The following is a 20,134-nucleotide window of genomic DNA, read 5'->3' on the forward strand; positions in this document are numbered from 1 at the left end:
GGTGCGGCGATACGTGGCGGCCTGAGCGAGTCCGGCCTGCGCGACGTCTCGATGGAGATCATCGAGCAAATGGGTTGGCAGACGAGGCCCACGAAGCCATTGGGTCGCTCTCCTACGGTCGGCGCCGAATGGTGGAGCTCTCACGTGCGTTGGCCTGCCGGCCGCACGTCCTCCTACTGGACGAGCCGGCGGCCGGCCTCAACTCCGGCGAGGTCGACCAACTCATCGATCGCCTGGCAGAGTTGCGGGCGGCGCACGGACTCGCCGTGGTGTTGATCGAACACAATATGGGGATGGTCATGCGGCTCGCCGAGCGCATCTTCGTTCTCAATTTTGGTTGCAAGATCGCCGAGGGAACTCCAGCGGAGATACAAGCAGATCCGGCCGTGCTATCTGCTTATCTGGGCGAAGGATATGCTCATGCTGTCGTGTAACGATCTCGTGGTCGCGCATGGCGATATCGTGGCGCTGCAGGGAGTGACCCTCCAGGTCGAAGCTGGCGAAACGGTCGCACTTATCGGTGCCAATGGCGCCGGCAAGACGACCTTGCTACATGCGATCTCCGGCCTCAACCGGGTCGCGTCGGGAGATATTAGACTCGAGCAGCGCTCGATCGCCGGATGGCCAACCGATCAACGCGTTGCCGCTGGAATTGCGCAGGCGCCCGAAGGCCGACGGATATTTCCCGGATTGTCGGTCGAGGAGAACCTGACTCTCGCGACCGTCAGCTGGCGTCGTTGGAGGCAGTCGATTGCGGCCGATCTCGATCGCGTCTTTGGATTGTTTCCGCGCCTTAAGGAGCGCCGACGACAGCTGGGATGGTCATTGTCGGGTGGAGAGCAGCAAATGCTCGCGATCGGACGCGCACTGATGGCTCGCCCCAAGTTGTTGTTGCTCGACGAGCCATCGCTCGGCTTGGCGCCGCGGCTCGCCGAGGAGGTTTACGAACAAGTCAGGTGCATTGGCGAGACCGGCCTGACCATCCTGGTCGTGGAGCAGAACACGGTGCTCGCGCTCTCGGTCGCCGATCGCGCCTATGTGCTGGAGACAGGGCGCATTGTGCTCGAAGGACCAGCAGGCGAGCTCAAGCACAATGCGCGCGTGCGCGAAGCTTATCTGGGCCGTTGAACCCGGAATCAAGGAGGCAAGATGTATCCCGCCAATCATTCTCAATCGCGAGATCTCTATCAGCGAGCGCTGAAGAGCCTGCCGGGTGGCAATACGCGCACCACGGTCTACATGAAGCCGTTTCCGATCTACGCAGCTTCAGGCGCCGGCTGCCGAGTCTGGGACGTCGATGGCAATGAATATATCGACTGCATCAACAATTTCACGTCTCTGATCCATGGCCATGCTCATCCCGCATTGATCGAGGCGGCGACCAATCAGCTCGCGCTGGGCTCGGCCTTCGGCATGCCGACGGAGTCCGAAGTCGAGCTCGCCGAATTGCTGGCAGCAAGGCTTCCATCGGTAGACCATGTTCGTTTCTGCAATTCGGGCACGGAGGCGGTGATGATGGCGCTGAAAGCTGCCCGCGCCTACACGGGTCGTCCGAAGATCGCCAAGTGCGAGGGTGCTTATCACGGCTCCTATGACTACGCTGAAGTCAGCCTCGATCCGACACCTGCGGCTTGGGGCGGCAACGCCCCGGTATCGGTAGCCTATGCCAAAGGCACGCCCGACAACGTGCTCGCGGACGTCGTGACCATTCCGTTCAACGACGTCGAGGCGGCAGTGAGCTTGATCCGCGAGCACGGTCCCGAACTCGCTTGTGTACTCGTTGATCCGATGCCGAACCGAGCAGGTCTGGTTCCGGCGGATAGAGCCTATTTGGAAGCGCTCCGTCGGGTCACGCGCGAAGTCGGCGCGCTGCTTGTATTCGACGAAGTCATCACATTCCGTCTCGGCTATGAGGGGGCGCAAGGGCTCTGGGGTATCGATCCGGACCTGACTACGCTCGGCAAGATCATCGGTGGCGGCTTCCCGGTCGGCGCGATCGCCGGCGGCAAGAAGTTCATGTCGGTGTTCGATCCATCCTCCGGCAAGCCGGCGCTCCCGCACGGTGGCACCTTCTCGGCCAATCCCGTCACCATGCGCGCTGGTCTTGCCGCTATGAAGCTGCTCGATCCAGCAGCCTATTCACGCCTCGATCGGATCGGCACCGCGGTACGCGACGGTATCAATGCAGCTTTCCGCAAGACTGGCGTTGCCGGGACCGCAGTCGGATTGGGCTCGCTACTCAAGATTCATTTTACGGATCGCAACGTCCGGGATTATCGTTCAGCTTACTTGAGCGAGATGGAAGCGAAGCGCCAGGCCGTGTTCACCGCCGGGCTGCTCAATCGCGGGATTTTCGTCGCGAGCTATGGCCTGATGGCGCTGTCGTTGCCGATGACCGATGCTGACGTGGATACGATTGTGAAGGCGGCTGCGGAGTCCCTGGAGGAGGTCGCCGCGTTCGGCTGATCAGGCTCCCCGTACCCGCGAACTGTTCCGACCGGCGCTCACTTGACGCCGGATTGAGATCCTCATTCCTACCAGCAGGCTTGCGATGACCTCCAGGATTGACCCTATCACCCGTTCCGTTGTCCAGCACCGTCTGAGTTCGATCGTGAACGAGATGGGTGAGGCGATGCTGCGTACATCATACTCCCAGATCCTGAATTCCAGCCGCGACTTCTCGCTGGGGATCTGCGACGTAAATGGGCGGTTGATTGCACAGGCGGACCATATTCCGGTTCATGTCGGCGCGCTGTCCTGGGCGACGCTTGCTATCGAGGAGCGCTTCAAGGACGTCAAGCCCGGCGACGTTCTGCTGCTCAACGATCCCTATCATGGTGGCAGTCACTTGCCCGATCTGACCGCGTTCGTGCCAGTCTTCGACGGGGAGCGGAGGCTGTACTGGACCATCGTGCGCGCACACCAAAGCGATATCGGCGGGGCCACCCACGGCGGCTACAACCCGAGTGCGACCGACATTTGGCAGGAAGGATTGCGGGTGCCGCCGATCCGTCTTTATGAAGCGGGCAAACTTCGCGACGACCTGCTCGACATGCTGGCACTTAACGTGCGGAATCCTCGCGATTTCCGGGGCGACCTTGCTGCGATCATTGGTGCGGCGCACCTCGGCGAACGCCGGGTCAGGCGGCTGCTCGACGAATTTGGTGGACGGGTCGTCGAAGCGGCCGTCGAAGCAATTCTCGATGCTGCCGAACAACAGACGCGGGCAGTCCTGTCGACATGGCAGGACGGTACGTTCTATGGAGAAGCGTATCTCGACGACGATGGTCATGGCCGAAGCGATATCAGAATCGCGGCGAAGGTGACCAAGAAGGGATCCGATATCGAGATCGATCTTTCGGAATCGGATCCTCAGTCGACGAGCTTTGTCAATTCGTCGCACGCCAATATGCAGGCTGCGGTCGTCATGGCTTTTGCCTATCTCATCGACGCGGATACTCCCAAGAATGCCGGCGCACTTCGGCCGCTGAAGGTCGTTGCCAAACAGGGCACGATCGTATGGTCAGATCCCGGCCGTCCGGTCACGATGTGCACCAGCCATCCTTCGAATGAAATCGTGGAAGCTATCGTCAAGGCACTTTCCCGGTCGTGTCCCGATCGCGCGATGGCCGGGTGGAGCCGGAGATTCCGCATCGCCATCCAAGGTGAGAATCCGCGGACAGGGCGCAATTTTATCTGGCATTTGTTTCAGGCTAGGCCCGGAGGAGGAGCGTCGTCGGCCGGCGATGGTTGGTCATCGATTGGTGAGTGGCACACGGTGGGAGGCATCAAGTTCGGCAGCATCGAAGTCGACGAAGCCCGGTTTCCGCTCTATTTCCGACATCACGAATTTCGTCCGGACTCCGGCGGTGACGGCAAGTTTCGTGGCGGCCTGGGCGTATCGTTGGATCTCGTCGTGGAAACGGCGAAGCCTGCGCGAGCGAACACGGCAGGGGAGGGCACGAAGCATGGAGGATGCGGGATGCTCGGCGGCAGAGATGGGCTTCCACATCAGTACACTCTCGTGTCGCAAGGCCGCGCGCCGCGCGTGCTGCGCACGAAGGAGGTCGGCATCGAAGTCCTTCCCGGCGACTGCTTCGAGGTTCGCTCCTCAGGCGGCGGAGGATGGGGTCCCCCTGGTCAACGGTCCGCTCAAGCGCGCGAAGCCGACTTGATGAAGGGCCTTACGACGAAACTCACAACGATTTAACGGATAGCCTGAAGATGTTTACCATCGGAATCGATGTCGGCGGTACGTACACCGACCTCGTCGCGATCGATCGCGACGGCAACACCGTGTTCGCAAAATCGCCGACAACGCCGGCAGACCAGTCTTTAGGCGTCATGAATGGACTCGAGGAACTCGCAAGCCGGCTGAAGATGCCGCGAGCGGAGATGCTCGCTACGACGGACCGCCTGGTGCACGGGACAACGGTCGCGACGAACGCATTGCTCGAGCGGAAGGGAGCAAAGGTCGCGCTTCTCACGACGGAAGGCCATCGTGACGTCATCGAAATGCGCGAAGGTCTGAAGGAAGATCGCTACAATCTCCGCATCGCACCGCCGTCTCCCCTGGTATCGCGCCAGCTGCGCTTCGGTGTACGCGAGCGCGTCAGGCCGGACGGCGAAGTGCTGATCCCACTCGATCAAGACTCCCTCGGTGAGGCGATCTCGGCGATCCGCGCCGCCGGAGCAAGCTCCGTGGCTGTGTGCTTCCTGCATGCCTACCGCAATCCGGCGCACGAAATTGCGACCGTCGAACGACTGAAGCGCGAACTTCCGGAACTCGACGTCTCTCGATCGAGCGATGTGTTGCCGCAGATCAAGGAGTATGAACGCGTTTCAACGACGATCGTGAACGCCTACGTCGCTCCGGTGGTGCGGCGCTATCTGACCAATCTGGAAGCCCGGCTGAAAGACGCAGGGTTGGCCAGCAGCCTTTTCATCATTCTTTCGCATGGCGGGATGGCCCCACTCGAGGAAGCCGCGCGGCTCGCGGCTGGCACCGTACTTTCCGGCCCAGCGGGCGGTATCTCGGGAGCCCGACGCTGTGCGGAGCTGCTCGGAGTTCCCGATCTTGTGCCGTTCGACATGGGGGGGACCAGCACGGACATCTCGCTGATTGCGGATGGGCGCGCATCGCTGTCGGCCGAGGGTGGGCTTGCCGGTCAACGCATCGCGCTCAGGAGCCTCGACATTGCGAGCATCGCCGCCGGTGGAGGCTCGATTGCCACTCTGGACGCGGGTGGTACGCTCCGCGTCGGGCCGGAGAGCGCAGGGTCCGTGCCGGGGCCTGCGTGCTACGGCAACGGCGGTGTCGAGCCGACGGTTACAGATGCCAATGTTGTTCTCGGATATCTGGACGCCTCTGCGTTCATGGGCGGAAAGCGGCCGCTCGATCGCGCGGCCGCAGAAGCGGCAGTCGATCGGCTCGCGAATGCGCTCGAGCTATCCCGGGACCATGCGGCGGCCGGTATCTATCGAATGGTCAATCTGCGCATGGCGGATGGTATCCGTCTGATGACCCTGCGACGCGGCGTCGACCCACGGCGCTTTGCGCTGCTCAGCTTTGGCGGCGCCGCTGGCCTGCATGCGGCCGAAGTTGCGCGGGAACTCGAGATCAAGCGCATCATCGTGCCGACGGCGGCTTCGGTCCTGTCCGCCTGGGGCATGTTGACCAGCGCCCTGAGGTACGAGGTGAGCAGTACGCATTACAGCGCCGGCCAACGGATTACGGCCCAGGAGGTCAGGACCATCTTCGCTGACCTCGAAAGAGACGCTACGGGCCGTCTGAAGTCGTGGTTTGGCGGCGATGTGGCTGTCGAACGTTCCGCCGAGATGCGCTACGGCGAGCAGATCTTCCAGATTGACGTCCCGCTAAACGATCTCGATTGGAATTCGGAGAACATCGTCGATCGGATAGAGGAGCGATTCCATCGTCGCCATGAAGAACTGTACACCTACTCGTCGCCGGATCAGGAAGCGGTGTTCGTCAATGCGCGGGTCGCTGCCATAGGCGCTATCCCGAGCGTCGGACAAGTCGCGCGTGGGCGGAGGACCGTAGCGCCCTGCAAACCAAGAGGACGTCGAAAAGCATTCTTCGGCGAATGGCGAGAGGTAGAAGTATTCGCCGCGGATCAACTTTGTCCAGGCAACAAGATCGAAGGTCCAGCAATTGTGGAAGCTGAGACGACGACCGTCCTGGTTGGTGACGGCGATCAGATCGAGGTCAATGATCTGGGATGGCTCGACATCAGGCTCAGGTGATTGAATGATGAGGCCGCTCGGCGTTTGGGTGCGCCACTTCGTCAGTTTGGTCCGGCCTGAACTGCTGACGTGCCGAGCGCGACCGCGATCTTCGCCTTGGCCAGAAGCAGACTCAGGCAACATCGGCATACCACGCCGGCTCGCTTGGCGAGGATCCGCAGATCTGACGCCTTCGAAAGTCTGGATACCGTGCTGGCGGCAATGCGGCCGCATGCTGGACAACGATGGCGATAGGGACTTGGACTATTTCTGCCGCAGCGCGCGGGCGAGCTGATCTTCCAGCGGCTTGCGCAGGTAGGCGAGCGCCGTCCGCACGCCGTTCTGGATGAAGGCTTCAACCGGCATGCCGGGCACCAGCGCCTTGCCGTCGAGCTTGGCGAGTTCGCTCGCGTCGAGGCTGATGCGGGCGACGCAGTAAGCCGCGCCGGATTGCGGGTCTTTGGTCAGGTCGGCGGCGATCCGCGTCAGCGTGCCGTCGAGCTCGGGGGTCACCGCGGCGTCGAACGCGCTGAAGCGCAGCTTGGCGGATTGCCCGACCTTGAGCCGGTCGATCATTTGCGGATCGACCCGGGCCTCGACCACAAGCGAATCCTTCGGCACGATGAGCATCAGCTGTTCGCCCGCGGTGATCACGCCACCGACGGTGAAGACCGATTTCTGGTGGATCAGACCGTCCTGCGGCGCGCGCAATACCACGCGATCGAGCTGGTCCATCGCGGCGATGCGGCGTTCGCCGAGATCGGCAAGCTTGGTCTCGACGTCGCGCAGTTCGGTCGCGACCTCGCGGCGCTGGTCCTGGACCAGCTGGATGATTTGAAGTTCGGTTTCGGTGATCCGGCCCTTGGCGCGCGCGATCTCGGCGATCAGCTGGCCTTCCTCGCCGGTCAGGCGGGAGGCCTCGCGCTCGAGCGCAGTGAGGCGCGCATAGGGCACCAGGCGCTTTTCGTACAGCTGGCGGACGCCCTCCAGCTCGGTGTCGATCCAGCGGATCTGTTCGCGCTTCGAAGCGATCTGCGCCTCCAGGCCGCGGATCTCGTCCGCGATCTGCGCCTTGCGTTCGCGCAGCTGCGATTGCTGGCCGCTGATTGCCTCGCGCCGCCGGGCGAACAGCGTGGTCTCGCCCTCGATCATCTCCGCGATCCCGGCGACGGCGCGGCGGGCGGCGATCTCGCCGGGCAGCGCCACCGCGTCGCGGCCGTTTTGCTCGGACTGCAGCCGGGCACGACGCACCCCTAGCTGGTTGAGCTGGTTTTCGATCAGCGCAAGGTTGGCGCGCGACAGCGTCTCGTCGAGGCGGACCAGCACGTCGCCGGCGCGAACCTGATCGCCGTCGTTGACGTAGATGTCGGCGACCACGCCGCCGGTCGGGTGCTGAACCCGGCGGACGTTGCTGTCGACCACCACCTGTGCCGGTGCGATCACGGCGCTGGCGAGCGGCGCGGTCATCGCCCAAACGCCAGCGGTGGACACCACGATCGCCAGCGTGCCGATTCCGAGTCCGGTGGCGCGCCGGATATCGCGAAACGGATCATTGCGGCGAGCTTCGGGCGTGCGGGGTGCGGTCATATGGAGGTCCTCAACTGGCGGCGGCGGCCGGAACCGGGCGCGCATCGGGCACCGCCTGCAGCGCCGCTCCGCCCGGCGCCGGATGAGCGGCGAGCGATTTGCGCAGCACTTCGTCTTTCGGGCCGAACGCCTGCACCTGGCCGGTCGCCAGCGTCAGCACGAGATCGACCGCGGCGAGCGCCGCCGGTCGATGCGCGATGATGATGGCAATGCCGCCGCGAGCCCGGACGCGCCGGATGGCGTCGGTCAGCGCGGCGTCGCCTTCGGCATCCAGACTGGCGTTCGGCTCGTCGAGCACCACCATGAACGGATCCTTGTAGAGCGCGCGCGCCAACGCGATCCGCTGCCGCTGGCCGCCCGACAGGGTGGCGCCGGCTTCGCCGATCCGCATCTCGAACCCCTTCGGCAGCTTCAGGATCATCTCATAGGCGCCGGCGGCCTTCGCCGCGGCGATCACCGCCGCCTCGTCGATCTCCGGGTCGAAGCGTGCGATGTTCTCCGCCACCGTTCCGTCGAACAATTCGACGTCCTGCGGCAGATAGCCGATCATGCCGCCACGAAGTTCTGCCGGCCACTGGTCGAGGGTGGCCCCATCAAGGCGGATCTCGCCGCGTGCGATCGGCCAGATCCCGACCAGCGCCCGCGCCAGCGTCGATTTGCCGGCGGCTGACGGGCCAATGATGCCGACCGCCTGGCCGGCTTCAAGTGCGAACGACGCATTGTGCACGATCGCGGTGGTGCCGCCGGGGGCGGCGATCGTTACCTGCTCGACCGTGAGCCGATGGACGGCGCGTTCGGGCGCGACGTCGGGATTCGGGGCGTGGCCGTCGCGCAGGGCGGCGCGGAGCCGTTGGCCCGCCTGTCGCGCGCCGAGGAATGGACGCCAGATGGAGATCGCCAGTTCCACCGGCGCGAGCGCGCGGCTGCCCATGATCGACGCGGCGATCATCACGCCGCCGCTGGCCTGCCCCTCGATCACCAGATAGGCGCCGAGGCCGAGCAGCGCCGATTGCAGCATGAAGCGCAGCGTCTTCGACAACGCGCCGAGCGATCCGGCGATATCGGCGTTGCGCTGCTGGGCGGCGACGAGATCGTCGTTGGCGGCCCCCATCCGGTCGATCAACCGCTGCTCCATCCCCAGCGCTGCCACGATTTCGGCGTTGCGCCGACCGGCTTCAAGCTGGACGCCGCGGATTGCGCCGGCACGCGACGCGTCCCGGGTCGGCGCCCGCGTCAGCACCTCGGTGAGCAGCGCGATCCCGAACAGCAGCACCGCGCCCGCGACCAGGGTCCAGCCGAGATAAGGATGCAAGAGAAAGCAGCCGGCGAGATACAGCGGCATCCACGGCAAGTCGAACAAGGTCGTCGGGCCGAGCCCGGAAAGGAACGACCGGACCGAGTCCAGATCATGTGACAATTGCAGGCCGCGATTCGCGCCGCCGCCGCGTAGCGGCCCGCGCAGGATGTTGCAGACGACCGGTTGCCACAGCGCGGCGTGCAGTGCCGATCCGATCCGGGTTAGAATACGCTGACGCAGCAGGTCGAACAGCCCTTGCATCGCATACGCCGCCGCCACCGCGATCGACAGCGCGATCAAGGTCGGAATGCTGTGCGATGGAATGACCCGGTCGTACACCTGCAGCATGTAGATAGAGCCGGTGAGCATCAGCAGATTGAGCACCGCCGAGAACAGTCCCACCGTCAGAAAGGCCGTTTTGCAGGAGGCGATCGCGGCCGAGGCGAGATCGCCGGACGCGGGAGTCGACGCGGAGGACGTTGTTGCGGTCATGATACTCAATTCAAAACGACGTCGGACCGTCACGGTCGGATGCGGTCGGCGTTCGTTAGCGAGGTTCAACGTCAGGCGCATGACAAAGCGCGGTGCGCGAAAACGCGGGCCGGCGGCAACGAGGCCGCGACACCCTGCGACGAAACGCCGCCTGTTCGGATGTTGGGCCGCGCAGGTCGCCAATCGAAACCTGGCGTGGTCACCTCTCGCGGCTGATCGAGCTGTAGCGCGATGACTCATTGGCGATTGCTGCCGGCCGAGAGGTCGAGCGCGCCGCCTGTCGCAAGACGAGTCGTTGGTTCGCTCGGCGTCCGCAGGACTTTCGTGTCGCGACTTCACCGGCCCGTTAAGAAGCAGTCACCGATCTGTTGTGGTCGGCGTTCTATCAACGCGCATTAACGATCCGTTAACCATCGGCCGTCTGGACCGTGCCCTTACGCATGCCGTGAGGTGGCGATCCGCGACGTCTTCTCTCAAGCGCTGGAGTGGCGATACATGTCGACGACCCCTCATGTCCTGGCGAACGGCGATTTCCTGCAGGATTGGTCCAATACTGGCCTTATCACGACCAACGATGATTGGTCGGGGGTCGCATCGATCGTCGGCTATCTCGGCAACGATGTCGTTTCGGCCACCGGGGTGGACGCGCGTACGGCTACCGGATCGTCGTCAGGAGATGTCGACGTCGTCGCCAACCAGACCAACACCGCCATCACCAACGGCGGTGTGGCCGAATTCCAGAGCGCCAACCCGACGGTGGCGCTGAACGGCTCAAACAGTGCGGATGCCCCGAGCCTCGTGATCCACCTCGACGCCACCGGCCGCAAAGATGTCCGGCTGAGCTTCAACGCACGCGACCTCGACGCCAGCACGGACGACTCGGCGCAGCAGATCAACGTGCAGTACCGGCTCGGTTCGAGCGGGGCGTGGACCAACGTTCCAAGCGGTTACGCCGCCGACGTCACCACCGGCGGTAGCGCGACCCAGGTGACGCCGTTCGATCTGCTGCTGCCTGCCGCCGTCGACGGCCACAACGACATCCAGGTTCGCATTCTCACCACCAACGCCGTCGGCAATGACGAGTGGGTCGGTATCGACGACATCCGCGTCACCAGTTCGTCCGAATCGTCGATCGAAGTGCAGCACGTCGCCTTCGCGCCGGATTCGCTCACGGTGTCGCATGACGAAGGTAACAGCGGTCCGACCGTCTATCAGTTCACCGTCGAGCGCAGCGGCGGCACCACGGGCGACGTCGCGTTCTCGGGAACGATCGCTTCGGCACAGACCGATGCGGCCGACTACGTCGGCGGCAAGCCGGTCAGCTTCAACGGCAGCATCGCGGCGGGAGAGACCTCCGCGGTCGTGACCGTTACCGTCGCCGGCGACACCGACAATGAGGCGAACGAGAACTTCACACTGACGCTGCAGGACGTTTCCAATTCGGCGGCCGTGACCACCACGATCGGCAGCGCCGCGACGGCGACCGGCACCATCGCCAACGACGACGTCGGCATTACCAAGATCAGCACGATTCAGGGCAGCGGAGCCAGCAGCGCCATGGTCGGCCAGACTGTGACCGTCGAAGCCATCGTGGTCGGCGACTTCCAGAACGGCGATGCCGATGCCAACCGCAATCTCAATGGCTTCTATCTCCAGGAGGAGACCACCGATTCCGACGGCAACGTGCTGACCTCCGAGGCGATATTCGTCTACGGCGGCGCCACCGATGTCCAGATCGGCGACCGGGTCCGCGTCACCGGCTCGATCAGCGAATATTTCGGCCTGACCGAGCTCACTGCCAGCAACATTTCGGTCGTCCAGGCCGGCGCGGTGGCCGACGTCGACGCGATGGCGGTGCAGATCGACCTGCCGTCGGTGGGCACCACGCTGAGCCAGGACGGTGACTACCAGCCCGATCTTGAAGCCTATGAAGGCATGCTGGTCACGATTCCGCAGACCCTGACCGTCACCGAGCAGTACAATCTCGACCGGTTCAATGAGATCAAGCTGGCGGCGGGCGAACGGCCCGAACAGTTCACGCAGGAGAACGCGCCCGACGCCGCCGCCTACCAGGCGTATCTGGCCGAGCTCGGTGCCCGCACCATCACCTATGACGATGGCCTGAACGTCCAGAACGCCGCGATCAACACCCTCGACGGTTTCGATCCGAACGACAACCCGTCCGCTACGCCGAACTACGGCACCGCCGATGCGGTCCGGATGGGTGACACCGTCACCGGCCTGACTGGCGTGCTCGACTATCAATGGGCCGGCAACTCCGCCTCGGGGGCGACCTGGCGGATCCGCTCGGTCGAAGATGGCGCCAACACCTTCGGAGCCGGCGACAATCCGCGCACCGATGCGCCGGAAGACGTCGGTGGCCGCCTGAAGGTGGCGAGCTTCAACGTGCTGAACTACTTCACCACGCTGGACAATGGCGGCACCACCGCGATCGGCGAAGCGCCGCGCGGCGCCGACAACGCCGCGGAGTTCGCGCGTCAGACCGAGAAGCTGGTCGCGACCATCCTCGACATGGACGTCGACGTGCTGGCGCTGACCGAGCTGGAGAACGACTTCTCCGCTGCATCCTCCGGCAACGCGATCAAGTATCTGCTCGAACAGCTCAATGCCGTGGCTGGGGCCGGTACCTATGCCTGGGTCGACCCCGGCCAGCAGTTCGTTGGCGGCGACGCCATCGCGGTCGGCTTCATCTACGACACCACCGCGGTGAAGATCGCCGACGGTACGACTATCGAGATCCTCAACGACGCCGATCTGCCCGGCCTCGGCCTCGGCGGCCTGCTCGGGCAGAGCACGGTCGGCGCGGTGTTCGACGGCGAGAACACCAGCCGCAACGCGATCGCGGTGACCTTCGAGGAGCTTGCGACCGGCGAAACCTTCACGGCGATCGCTAACCATCTCAAGTCCAAGAGCGGTACCGGCTCCGGCGCCGATTCCGATCAGGGTGACGGTCAGGGCAATTGGCAGAACCAGCGCGAGCTGGCCGCCACCGCGCTGACCGCGTGGGCTGCGAGCGATCCGACCGGCTCGGGCGATCCGGACGTGATGCTGCTCGGCGACTTCAACGGCTACGCCAAGGAGCAGTCGACCGCGCTCATCGAGGGCGCGGGCTATGAGAATCTGCACGGCCGCGAGGACGACGCTTATTCCTATGTGTTCGACGGCCAGACCGGCACGCTCGACTATGCCTTCGCCAACGCCAGCCTCGGCGCGCAGGTGTCCGATGTGACCACCTGGCACATCAACGCCGACGAGGCCGACGCGCTCGACTACAACACCGACTACGGCCGCGACACCTCGATCTTCGACGGCGACTCCTCGATCCGGGTGTCCGACCACGATCCGGTGATCGTAGGCCTCAATCTCGGGGAGCAGGAGCCGACCCCGGCTTACACGCTGCAAATCCTGCATGCATCGGACTTCGAGGCGGGCCTGAACGCAGTCGATCGCGCCGGCAACTTCGCGGCGATCGTCGACTATCTCGAGGAGACCTACGACAACTCGATCACGCTGTCGTCGGGCGACAATTTCATTCCCAGCCCGTTCTTCAGCGCCGGCAGCGACGGCTCGCTGAAGGAGGTCTACGAAACCGCGCTGGAGACCTACTACGGCCTCGCTGCTGGGACGCTGAACATCTCGCCCGGCTTCGGCACCGCCGACATGGCGATGCTGAACATCATCGGCGTGCAGGCCTCGGCGATCGGCAATCACGAATTCGACGCCGGCACCAAGGCGTTCGCCGACATCATCAAGCAGACCGCCGGCTATCCCGGCGCGCAGTTCCCGTACCTCGCGGCCAATCTGGACTTCTCGGCCGATGCCAATCTCGCCTCGGTCTACACTGGCACGATCCAGGATGCCGACGCCTACACCGGCTTCCCGCCGGAGGCCGGTATCGGCAAGAAGATCGCGCCAGCCACGGTCATCGAGGAGAACGGCGAAAAGATCGGCGTGATCGGCGCGACGACGCAGATCGTGCAGAGCATCTCCTCGACCGGCGGCGTCGAAGTGATCGGCGACAATGTCGATGACATGGCGGCGCTGGCGGCAATCCTGCAGCCGACTATCGACGGTCTGCTGGCCCAGGGCATCAACAAGATCATCCTGGTCAGCCATCTGCAGCAGCTCGCGCTCGAAAAAGCGCTGGCGCCCCTGCTGCACGGCGTCGACGTCATCGTCGCCGGCGGCTCGCACACGCTATGGCGGACGAGACCGACGCGCTCCGTCGCCGGCGACACCGCTGCCGACACCTATCCGATCGTCACCGCGAACGCAGACGGCAAAACCACGCTGATCGTCAACACCTCCGGCGAATACTCCTATGTCGGACGACTGGTGGTCGATTTCGATGCTGAAGGCAACGTGATCTACACCGCCAACACGGCGGTCAACGGCGCCTACGCCAGCACGGAAGAGGTGGTCGCCTCGCTGTACGACGGCAACACCACGGTCGATGTCGACGATGACGGCGACGTAGATGCCGACGACGCCGATCCGTTTGCCGACGGCGGCCGCGGCGATCTGGTCAACGACATCGCCCAGGCGGTGGGTGGCATCATCGACGTGCAGGACGGCAACACTTTCGGCAAGACGGACGTCTATCTCGAGGGCCGTCGCAGCGAGGCGCGCACCGAGGAGACCAACCTCGGCGACCTCTCCGCCGATGCGAACCTGTGGTACGCCCAGAAGGTCGACCCGACCGTGCTGGTTTCGATCAAGAACGGCGGCGGCATCCGCGACTCGATCGGCTACGTTTATGCGGTCGGCGGCGAAGCGGTGGAGAGCCCGCCGCTGGCAAACACCAGCGTCGGCAAGGAAGCGGGCGAGGTGTCGCAGCTCGATATCGCCAACTCGCTGCGCTTCAACAACGCGCTGTCGATGGTTACGGTGACCGCGGATCAGCTGCTCGAGGTGCTCGAGCACGCGGTGGCGGCGACCACCGCGACCGCGACGCCCGGCCAGTTCGCCCAGGTCGGCGGCATCGCGTTCTCGTTCGACAAGGATTTGCCGGCCGGCAACCGCGTGCAGTCGGCAGCGCTGATCGATGACAACGGCAATCCGGTGCTGGCGCTGGTCGCGAACGGCGAACTGGTGGTCGATCCGGAGATGGCGATCCGGGTCGTGACCTTGAGCTTCCTGCTCACCGGCGGCGACGGCTATCCGTTCGCGAGCTTCATCGCGGCCAATCCCGCCTTTGCCAACGTCGTCAATCTGTCGCCGGACCTGGTTCCGGATGCGGGGCAGGAGGCGAACTTCGCCGCCGAAGGCACCGAGCAGGATGCCTTCGCCGAATACATGGCGGCGAACTACTCCGACACGCCCTACGACGTCGCCGACACCGACCGGGCGCACGACGAGCGCATCCAGAACCTCGACTATCGTCAAGACACGGTGCTCGAAACCGAGGCGCTGGTGCTGGTCGGCGACGACGGTGACAACGAACTCACCGGCGCGCTCGGTGACGACGTCCTCAACGGCCTCGGAGGCGACGACGTCCTCGCCGGGCTCGGTGGCGACGACCAGCTCGATGGCGGCGAAGGCGATGATACCCTGTCCGGCGGCGACGGCGACGATACGCTGCTTGGCGGTGCAGGCGATGACACGCTCGACGGTGGCGCTGATGACGACCGGCTGGCGGGCGGCGACGGTGACGACACCCTGACCGGCGGCGAAGGCGACGACGTCCTGGTCGGCGGCGAAGGCTACGACACCTTGCAAGGTGGCGACGGCAACGACGAGCTGGTGGCTGGCGCCGGCGACACTGCTGAAGCCGGTGAAGGCGACGACCTCATCATCGTCTCCACCGACGATCCCGCGCCGAGTTTGATCGACGGCGGCGCGGGCAACGACACCGTCAAGCTGATCGGCGGCGGCACGGCGGAACTGATCGCCACGCTCAATGTCGAGAACCTGCTGGTGGCCGCAGGCGCCTGGTCGGTGGCCGGATCGGCATCGTACGACGATGTGACGATCCAGGGCGACGCGACGCTGGCTTCGAGCCTCGTTGTGGACAACAACGACCACGTCGCCATCGAGGCCGGCGGCGCGCTCTCGGTGTCCGGCAACGCGATCGTCTGGCAGGGCGGTGGCAACGCGGTCATCGACAATGCCGGCGAGATCTCAGGTTCGACCCGTGCGCTCACCACCACGGCGGGGGCGACCGGCTCGGTGACCCTCAACAACCAGGCCGGCGGCGTCGTCCGCGGCGCGCTGACCCCGGAACGGGCCGGTCACGCCGACGCGACCATCACCGTCAACAACGCCGGCGTGATCGAAGCGAACGGCCGCGTCCTCGATTTCCGTACCTTCGACAACAACGGCGCGTCGGCGGTGATCAACAACCTTGCCGGGGGCGTTATCCGCCAACATGGCAGCGATACCGACGTGATCCGCCCGGGCACCGACGGCGTCGTCAACAACTGGGGGACGATCACGACGGATCCGACGTTCGTGGGAGGAGGCGACCTGATCGACTTCCAGAGCGACACCGGCGGCAAGGTCAACAACTATGCCGGCGGCTGGTTGGAGGCTTCGCGTCATGCCGTCACCGGTGACAATGCCGTCACCGTCATCAACAGCGGCACGATGATCGGCCGCAACGGGTCCGCCGTGAACCTGGACACCGACGGGTCGCTCGCGCAGAAGGCCTTCATCACCAACCATGGGGTGATGGAAGGCCGCTCCGCCGAACTGGCCGACTCCGATGGCGACGCCATCGACGTCGACGGCTTGGTGCAGGTGTTGAACTATGGCCGAATTGCCGGCCTCGGTGCCGAGGGCTATCACGACGGCGAACCGAACGTGTCCGAAGCGATCGCGATCGGCGGCGGCGAGATCGTCAACAGCGCCACCGGCGAGATCTACGGCTACGGCCGGGCGATCCAGGTCGACAACTCCAGCAACAGCAACGCATTGGGGGCGACGACCATCGTCAATGACGGTCTGATCCAGGGCGACGGCCACGGACCGGAAGGGGTTTCGCCGGCGGACGCTGCCCGGTTCGACCTCCGCGGCAACGAGGCGATCAACCTCGTCGGCGACTACGAGGACTTCGTCGGCAACAACAGCACCGGCCGGATCGTCGGTGGCATCTCGATGGGCGGCGGCCGCGACACCCTCAATAACTCGGGGTCGATCGTTGCGACGGGCGGTTCGGCGATCGACATGGGCGCCGGCAACGACCAGGTCAACCTCTACGTCGGCGCCACGGTGACCGGCACGATCCTGCTCGGCGTCGGCGACGACGTCGCGCTCTCGACATCTGCGGGCGGCTTCGTCATCGATGGTGGCGATGGCAGCGACACCATCGCCATGGACTACGCTTATGGCGGCGATGACGTCCTGTTCGGCGGCGCGGGCAACGACTACATCTACGCCGGCGCCGGCAATGACCAAGTCGATGGCGGTGCCGACAACGACACGTTGTTCGGCAATGACGGCGGCGATCTGATCAAGGGCGCAGCGGGTGACGACATCATCGACGGCGGCGCCGGCACCGACACCGCGACCGTCTCCGGCGCGATTGCCGGATACGCGATGACGCTCAATGCCGACGGCTCGATCAACATCGCTGATCAGGTCGGCACCGACGGCACCGACACGCTCAGCAACATCGAGGAACTCGGCTTCGCCGACGGCACCTGGAAGCTGCGCATCGGAACCGGCGGCAGCGATACGATCGTCGGCGGCCTCGGCAACGATCTGGTGTTCGGCAGCGCCGGCGACGACACCTTCATCGGCGGCAATGGTCTGGATCGTTACGACGGCGGCGACGGCGTCGACACCATCGATTACAGTCAAATCCTGTTCAAGCTGACGATCGACCTCGACTCCGGGCTGGCCTACTATCCGGGCTATCTCCCGGGCGCCGACCATCTCGCCGGGATCGAGAACGCGGTAGGCACGGCGTTCGGCGACACGCTGATCGGCTCGGCCGGAGCCAACACCCTGAACGGCGGCCTCGGCGACGACCTGCTGATCGGCGGCGCCGGTAACGACGTGCTGCTCGGTGGCTTCGGCGACGACGTACTCCGAGGCGGTGCTGGTGACGACACCATCGACGGCGGCTGCGGTCAGGATCTGCTGGATCTGTCCGACGCCACCGGTGCGGTCACGATCAACCTGGCGTCCGGCACCGCGACCGGCGCAGGCATCGGCACCGACCACTTCAGCGGCATCGAGGGCTTCGTGCTCGGCGCCGGTGCAGACCATCTTACAGGCGGCAGCGGCGCCGATATGTTCGATGGCGGAGCCGGCAACGACGTCATCGCCGGTGGTGCCGGCAATGACACGCTGCGCGGCGGCGACGGCGACGACAGCGTCGACGGTGGCTCCGGCAACGACGTAATCGAGGGTGGCGTCGGCAAGGACACGTTGAAGGGCGGTTCGGGTGTCGACGCCATCTCCGGCGGCGACGGCGACGACACCATCGATGGCGGCTCCGAGAACGACATGCTGAATGGTGGTGCCGGCAACGACACCGTCAAGGGTGGCTCGGGTGCCGACATCCTCGCAGGCGATGCCGGCAACGACATCCTGTCCGGCGGCTCGGGTGCCGACGTGTTCATGTTCGCCGCCGGCTTCGGCAAGGACACCGTCACCGACTTCGCCACCACCGGTGCCTCGGCCGACGTGCTGCAATTCTCAAGCAGCCTGTTCTCCGACTTCGCCGAAGTGATGTCGCACACCACGCAGGTCGGCAACAACGTCGTCGTGACGCTCGATGCCGACAACACCGTGACGCTGGCCAATCTGCAGATGGCCTCGCTCGCGGCAGACGACTTCCGCTTCGTCTGATCCATTGCGGGTTGAACCGGACCACGGAACGCAAGAGCGTTCCGTGGTTCCTCGCGAAAAGCGCCCCGACACTTCGCCGGTGGGGCAGGAGAGGATTGTCGTCTAAATTCAGATTGCGCGAAATTCTGCCGTCCAATCGCGCGTCCCATTCAGAACAGTGTCCGTGAGCTCGAAGGTGTCGTCCGCGTGTTGCATCCGCGATCGGGCCGGATTGGCCATGTGTTTGAGCGGCAACGCTCGAGGTTAGTCTTGGCATCCTGCCGTGGCCGTGGACGGTGATGCGCGATCGCGAGATTCCGGGCGCTCAGGAACTTGCGACGGCATCTCGGGTTTTTGGGTGCGGGGCCCGCAATCGGTCAGGGGTGGAGGACGATGAGGGACAGCACGTCGGATATCGCCGACATCAGAGACGCCGTTCACTTGTGCATCGACATGCAGAACATCTTCGCTCCCGGCGGCCTTTGGGCGACGCCCTGGATGGAGCGTGTCCTGCCGACGATCGTTTCGGTCGTCTCGCGCAATCCGGCGAGAACGATGTTCACGCGCTTCATCGCCCCGCAGGATCCGGAGGATCGTCCGGGGCAGTGGCAGAGGTATTTTCGCCGCTGGCACCAGGCGACCCGCAGGCATCTGCCGCAGTCCGCCCTCGAGCTTGTGCCGTCCTTGAACGGCTTCGTTCCGCCGGCGGCCGTCATCGACAAGCCGGCCTATTCGGCCTTCAGCAATCCCGGTCTCGCGAGCCTGCTGGTCGAAAAGAAGATCGGTACCGTCGTGATATCAGGGGCGGAGACGGACGTCTGCGTGCTTTCGACGGTCCTGAGCGCCGTCGATCTCGGCTTCAGGGTCGTCATCGTCGAGGACGCGCTGTGCAGCTCGTCGGACGTCGGGCACGATGCGCTCATGACGATGTATCGCACCCGCTTTCACGGCCAAGTCGACCTGGTGACAGCGGAAGAGCTGGTCGAATTCTGGCGGGAGTAGGAAGCGAAGCGGGATACGATCCGCAAATCGCGAAGGCAATGCGCACCCTGTGCCCTTTGAGATGGGGCAAGCGACGGCGGTCTCGGCCGTCACCAAGGCTCGACGCGATGATCACGCCTTCGTTGCCCCGGAGCCGCCTCGTCACGGGACGCGACGCTCATCGCGTTGCTTCACCCTCGTTATGCCCAGCGTGCGATGCAATTCGCCTTGCCGCAGTTCTGGCGTTCTCGATGCCCTTGGGGAAACCGCTGCGGTTCGGATAGAGCTTGCGCCGTGCGTCGCGCGGCGGACGTCGCGGCTTGGTGTCCTGCGCGGCGCGGTAGTCGAGCATGGCGATGCCCCCGACCATCAGCAGTGCGAGCGCGATATTGCCCTTCTTGGGGTTGTCCGAGGTCAGCCCTGAGAGCAGCGCGGCGGCATCGAGGCCGTCGCCGCCGACGCGTGCCCACAGGCCGGCGTTCTTGTCCACCGAGAGCGACATGATCCCGGCCAGGATCTCGCGCACCCCGAAGGCGCGGACCAGGGTCTCATGACCTTCCATGCCGAGCGTGCGCGTGACGCGCCTTGGCGCGAACAACTCGACGACGCCAAGTCCGATGCTGAACCAGCCGAGTGCGCGCGCGAGCTGGTCCGCGGGCTGCTTCAGGCTCGGTCCACCCTCGACGATCCTCGGGTCGCCCTTGGTGCGTACGATATTGGAGAAATGAAACATTG

10 protein-coding genes and 1 pseudogene are annotated in these 20,134 nt (G+C 64.7%); 8 read left to right on the forward strand and 3 right to left on the reverse strand.

What is annotated here, in order from left to right:
* Nucleotides 1-74: 74 nt before the first annotated feature.
* The 6 genes and pseudogenes from ABIF91_RS31985 to ABIF91_RS32010 form a co-directional block, all read left to right on the forward strand.
* Nucleotides 75-131: pseudogene (locus tag ABIF91_RS31985) on the forward strand (hypothetical protein); the annotation flags it as partial.
* 141 nt (nt 132-272) lie between these two features.
* A complete protein-coding gene (locus tag ABIF91_RS31990) occupies nt 273-434 on the forward strand; it encodes a hypothetical protein (protein ID WP_424579836.1) in 162 nt (53 codons plus the stop codon).
* The gene (locus tag ABIF91_RS31995; protein ID WP_028177380.1) at nt 421-1,128 is read left to right on the forward strand and encodes an ABC transporter ATP-binding protein; all 708 of its coding nucleotides are present in this window, start codon (nt 421-423) and stop codon (nt 1,126-1,128) included. Before ABIF91_RS31990 ends, ABIF91_RS31995 begins: the two co-directional genes overlap by 14 nt.
* A gap of 111 nt (nt 1,129-1,239) precedes the next feature.
* Nucleotides 1,240-2,466: an aspartate aminotransferase family protein gene (locus ABIF91_RS32000; protein ID WP_424579592.1), complete on the forward strand. Its 1,227-nt coding sequence runs from the start codon at nt 1,240-1,242 to the stop codon at nt 2,464-2,466.
* Between the two features lie 85 nt (nt 2,467-2,551).
* Entirely contained in the window at nt 2,552-4,210 is a 1,659-nt protein-coding gene (locus tag ABIF91_RS32005) for a hydantoinase B/oxoprolinase family protein (RefSeq protein WP_424579593.1), read from the forward strand.
* Between the two features lie 14 nt (nt 4,211-4,224).
* Nucleotides 4,225-6,267, forward strand: coding sequence for a hydantoinase/oxoprolinase family protein (locus tag ABIF91_RS32010; protein ID WP_028177383.1), 2,043 nt, complete (start codon nt 4,225-4,227; stop codon nt 6,265-6,267).
* A gap of 243 nt (nt 6,268-6,510) precedes the next feature.
* On the opposite strand, the gene ABIF91_RS32015 is transcribed toward ABIF91_RS32010, so the two are convergent.
* Both ABIF91_RS32015 and ABIF91_RS32020 read right to left on the reverse strand, forming a co-directional pair.
* Nucleotides 6,511-7,833: an HlyD family type I secretion periplasmic adaptor subunit gene (locus tag ABIF91_RS32015; protein WP_028177384.1), complete on the reverse strand. Its 1,323-nt coding sequence runs from the start codon at nt 7,831-7,833 to the stop codon at nt 6,511-6,513.
* Nucleotides 7,834-7,843: 10 nt separating this feature from the next.
* A complete protein-coding gene (locus tag ABIF91_RS32020; RefSeq protein WP_035673351.1) occupies nt 7,844-9,622 on the reverse strand; it encodes a type I secretion system permease/ATPase in 1,779 nt (592 codons plus the stop codon).
* A 495-nt stretch (nt 9,623-10,117) separates the two neighbouring features.
* Between ABIF91_RS32020 and ABIF91_RS32025 the strand changes: the two genes are divergently transcribed.
* Both ABIF91_RS32025 and ABIF91_RS32030 read left to right on the forward strand, forming a co-directional pair.
* The gene (locus ABIF91_RS32025; RefSeq protein WP_424579594.1) at nt 10,118-18,439 is read left to right on the forward strand and encodes an ExeM/NucH family extracellular endonuclease; all 8,322 of its coding nucleotides are present in this window, start codon (nt 10,118-10,120) and stop codon (nt 18,437-18,439) included.
* A gap of 372 nt (nt 18,440-18,811) precedes the next feature.
* The gene (locus ABIF91_RS32030; RefSeq protein WP_028177386.1) at nt 18,812-19,420 is read left to right on the forward strand and encodes a cysteine hydrolase family protein; all 609 of its coding nucleotides are present in this window, start codon (nt 18,812-18,814) and stop codon (nt 19,418-19,420) included.
* 157 nt (nt 19,421-19,577) lie between these two features.
* Here the strand turns inward: ABIF91_RS32030 and ABIF91_RS32035 are convergent, their stop codons facing one another.
* Nucleotides 19,578-20,132, reverse strand: coding sequence for a hypothetical protein (locus tag ABIF91_RS32035; protein WP_028177387.1), 555 nt, complete (start codon nt 20,130-20,132; stop codon nt 19,578-19,580).
* Between the last annotated feature and the right edge of the window lie 2 nt (nt 20,133-20,134).

This window comes from Bradyrhizobium sp. USDA 241 (assembly GCF_049739505.1).
GTDB lineage: Bacteria > Pseudomonadota > Alphaproteobacteria > Rhizobiales > Xanthobacteraceae > Bradyrhizobium > Bradyrhizobium liaoningense.

Excerpts from the sequence above, each read along its gene's own strand:
- ABIF91_RS31995 (WP_028177380.1), top strand. The coding sequence starts at position 421 with ATGCTGTCGTGTAACGATCTCGTGGTCGCGCATGGCGATATCGTGGCG.
- ABIF91_RS32000 (WP_424579592.1), top strand. The coding sequence starts at position 1,240 with ATGAAGCCGTTTCCGATCTACGCAGCTTCAGGCGCCGGCTGCCGAGTC.
- ABIF91_RS32005 (WP_424579593.1), top strand. The coding sequence starts at position 2,552 with ATGACCTCCAGGATTGACCCTATCACCCGTTCCGTTGTCCAGCACCGT.
- ABIF91_RS32010 (WP_028177383.1), top strand. The coding sequence starts at position 4,225 with ATGTTTACCATCGGAATCGATGTCGGCGGTACGTACACCGACCTCGTC.
- ABIF91_RS32015 (WP_028177384.1), bottom strand. The coding sequence starts at position 7,833 with ATGACCGCACCCCGCACGCCCGAAGCTCGCCGCAATGATCCGTTTCGC.
- ABIF91_RS32020 (WP_035673351.1), bottom strand. The coding sequence starts at position 9,622 with ATGACCGCAACAACGTCCTCCGCGTCGACTCCCGCGTCCGGCGATCTC.
- ABIF91_RS32025 (WP_424579594.1), top strand. The coding sequence starts at position 10,118 with ATGTCGACGACCCCTCATGTCCTGGCGAACGGCGATTTCCTGCAGGAT.
- ABIF91_RS32030 (WP_028177386.1), top strand. The coding sequence starts at position 18,812 with ATGAGGGACAGCACGTCGGATATCGCCGACATCAGAGACGCCGTTCAC.
- ABIF91_RS32035 (WP_028177387.1), bottom strand. The coding sequence starts at position 20,132 with ATGTTTCATTTCTCCAATATCGTACGCACCAAGGGCGACCCGAGGATC.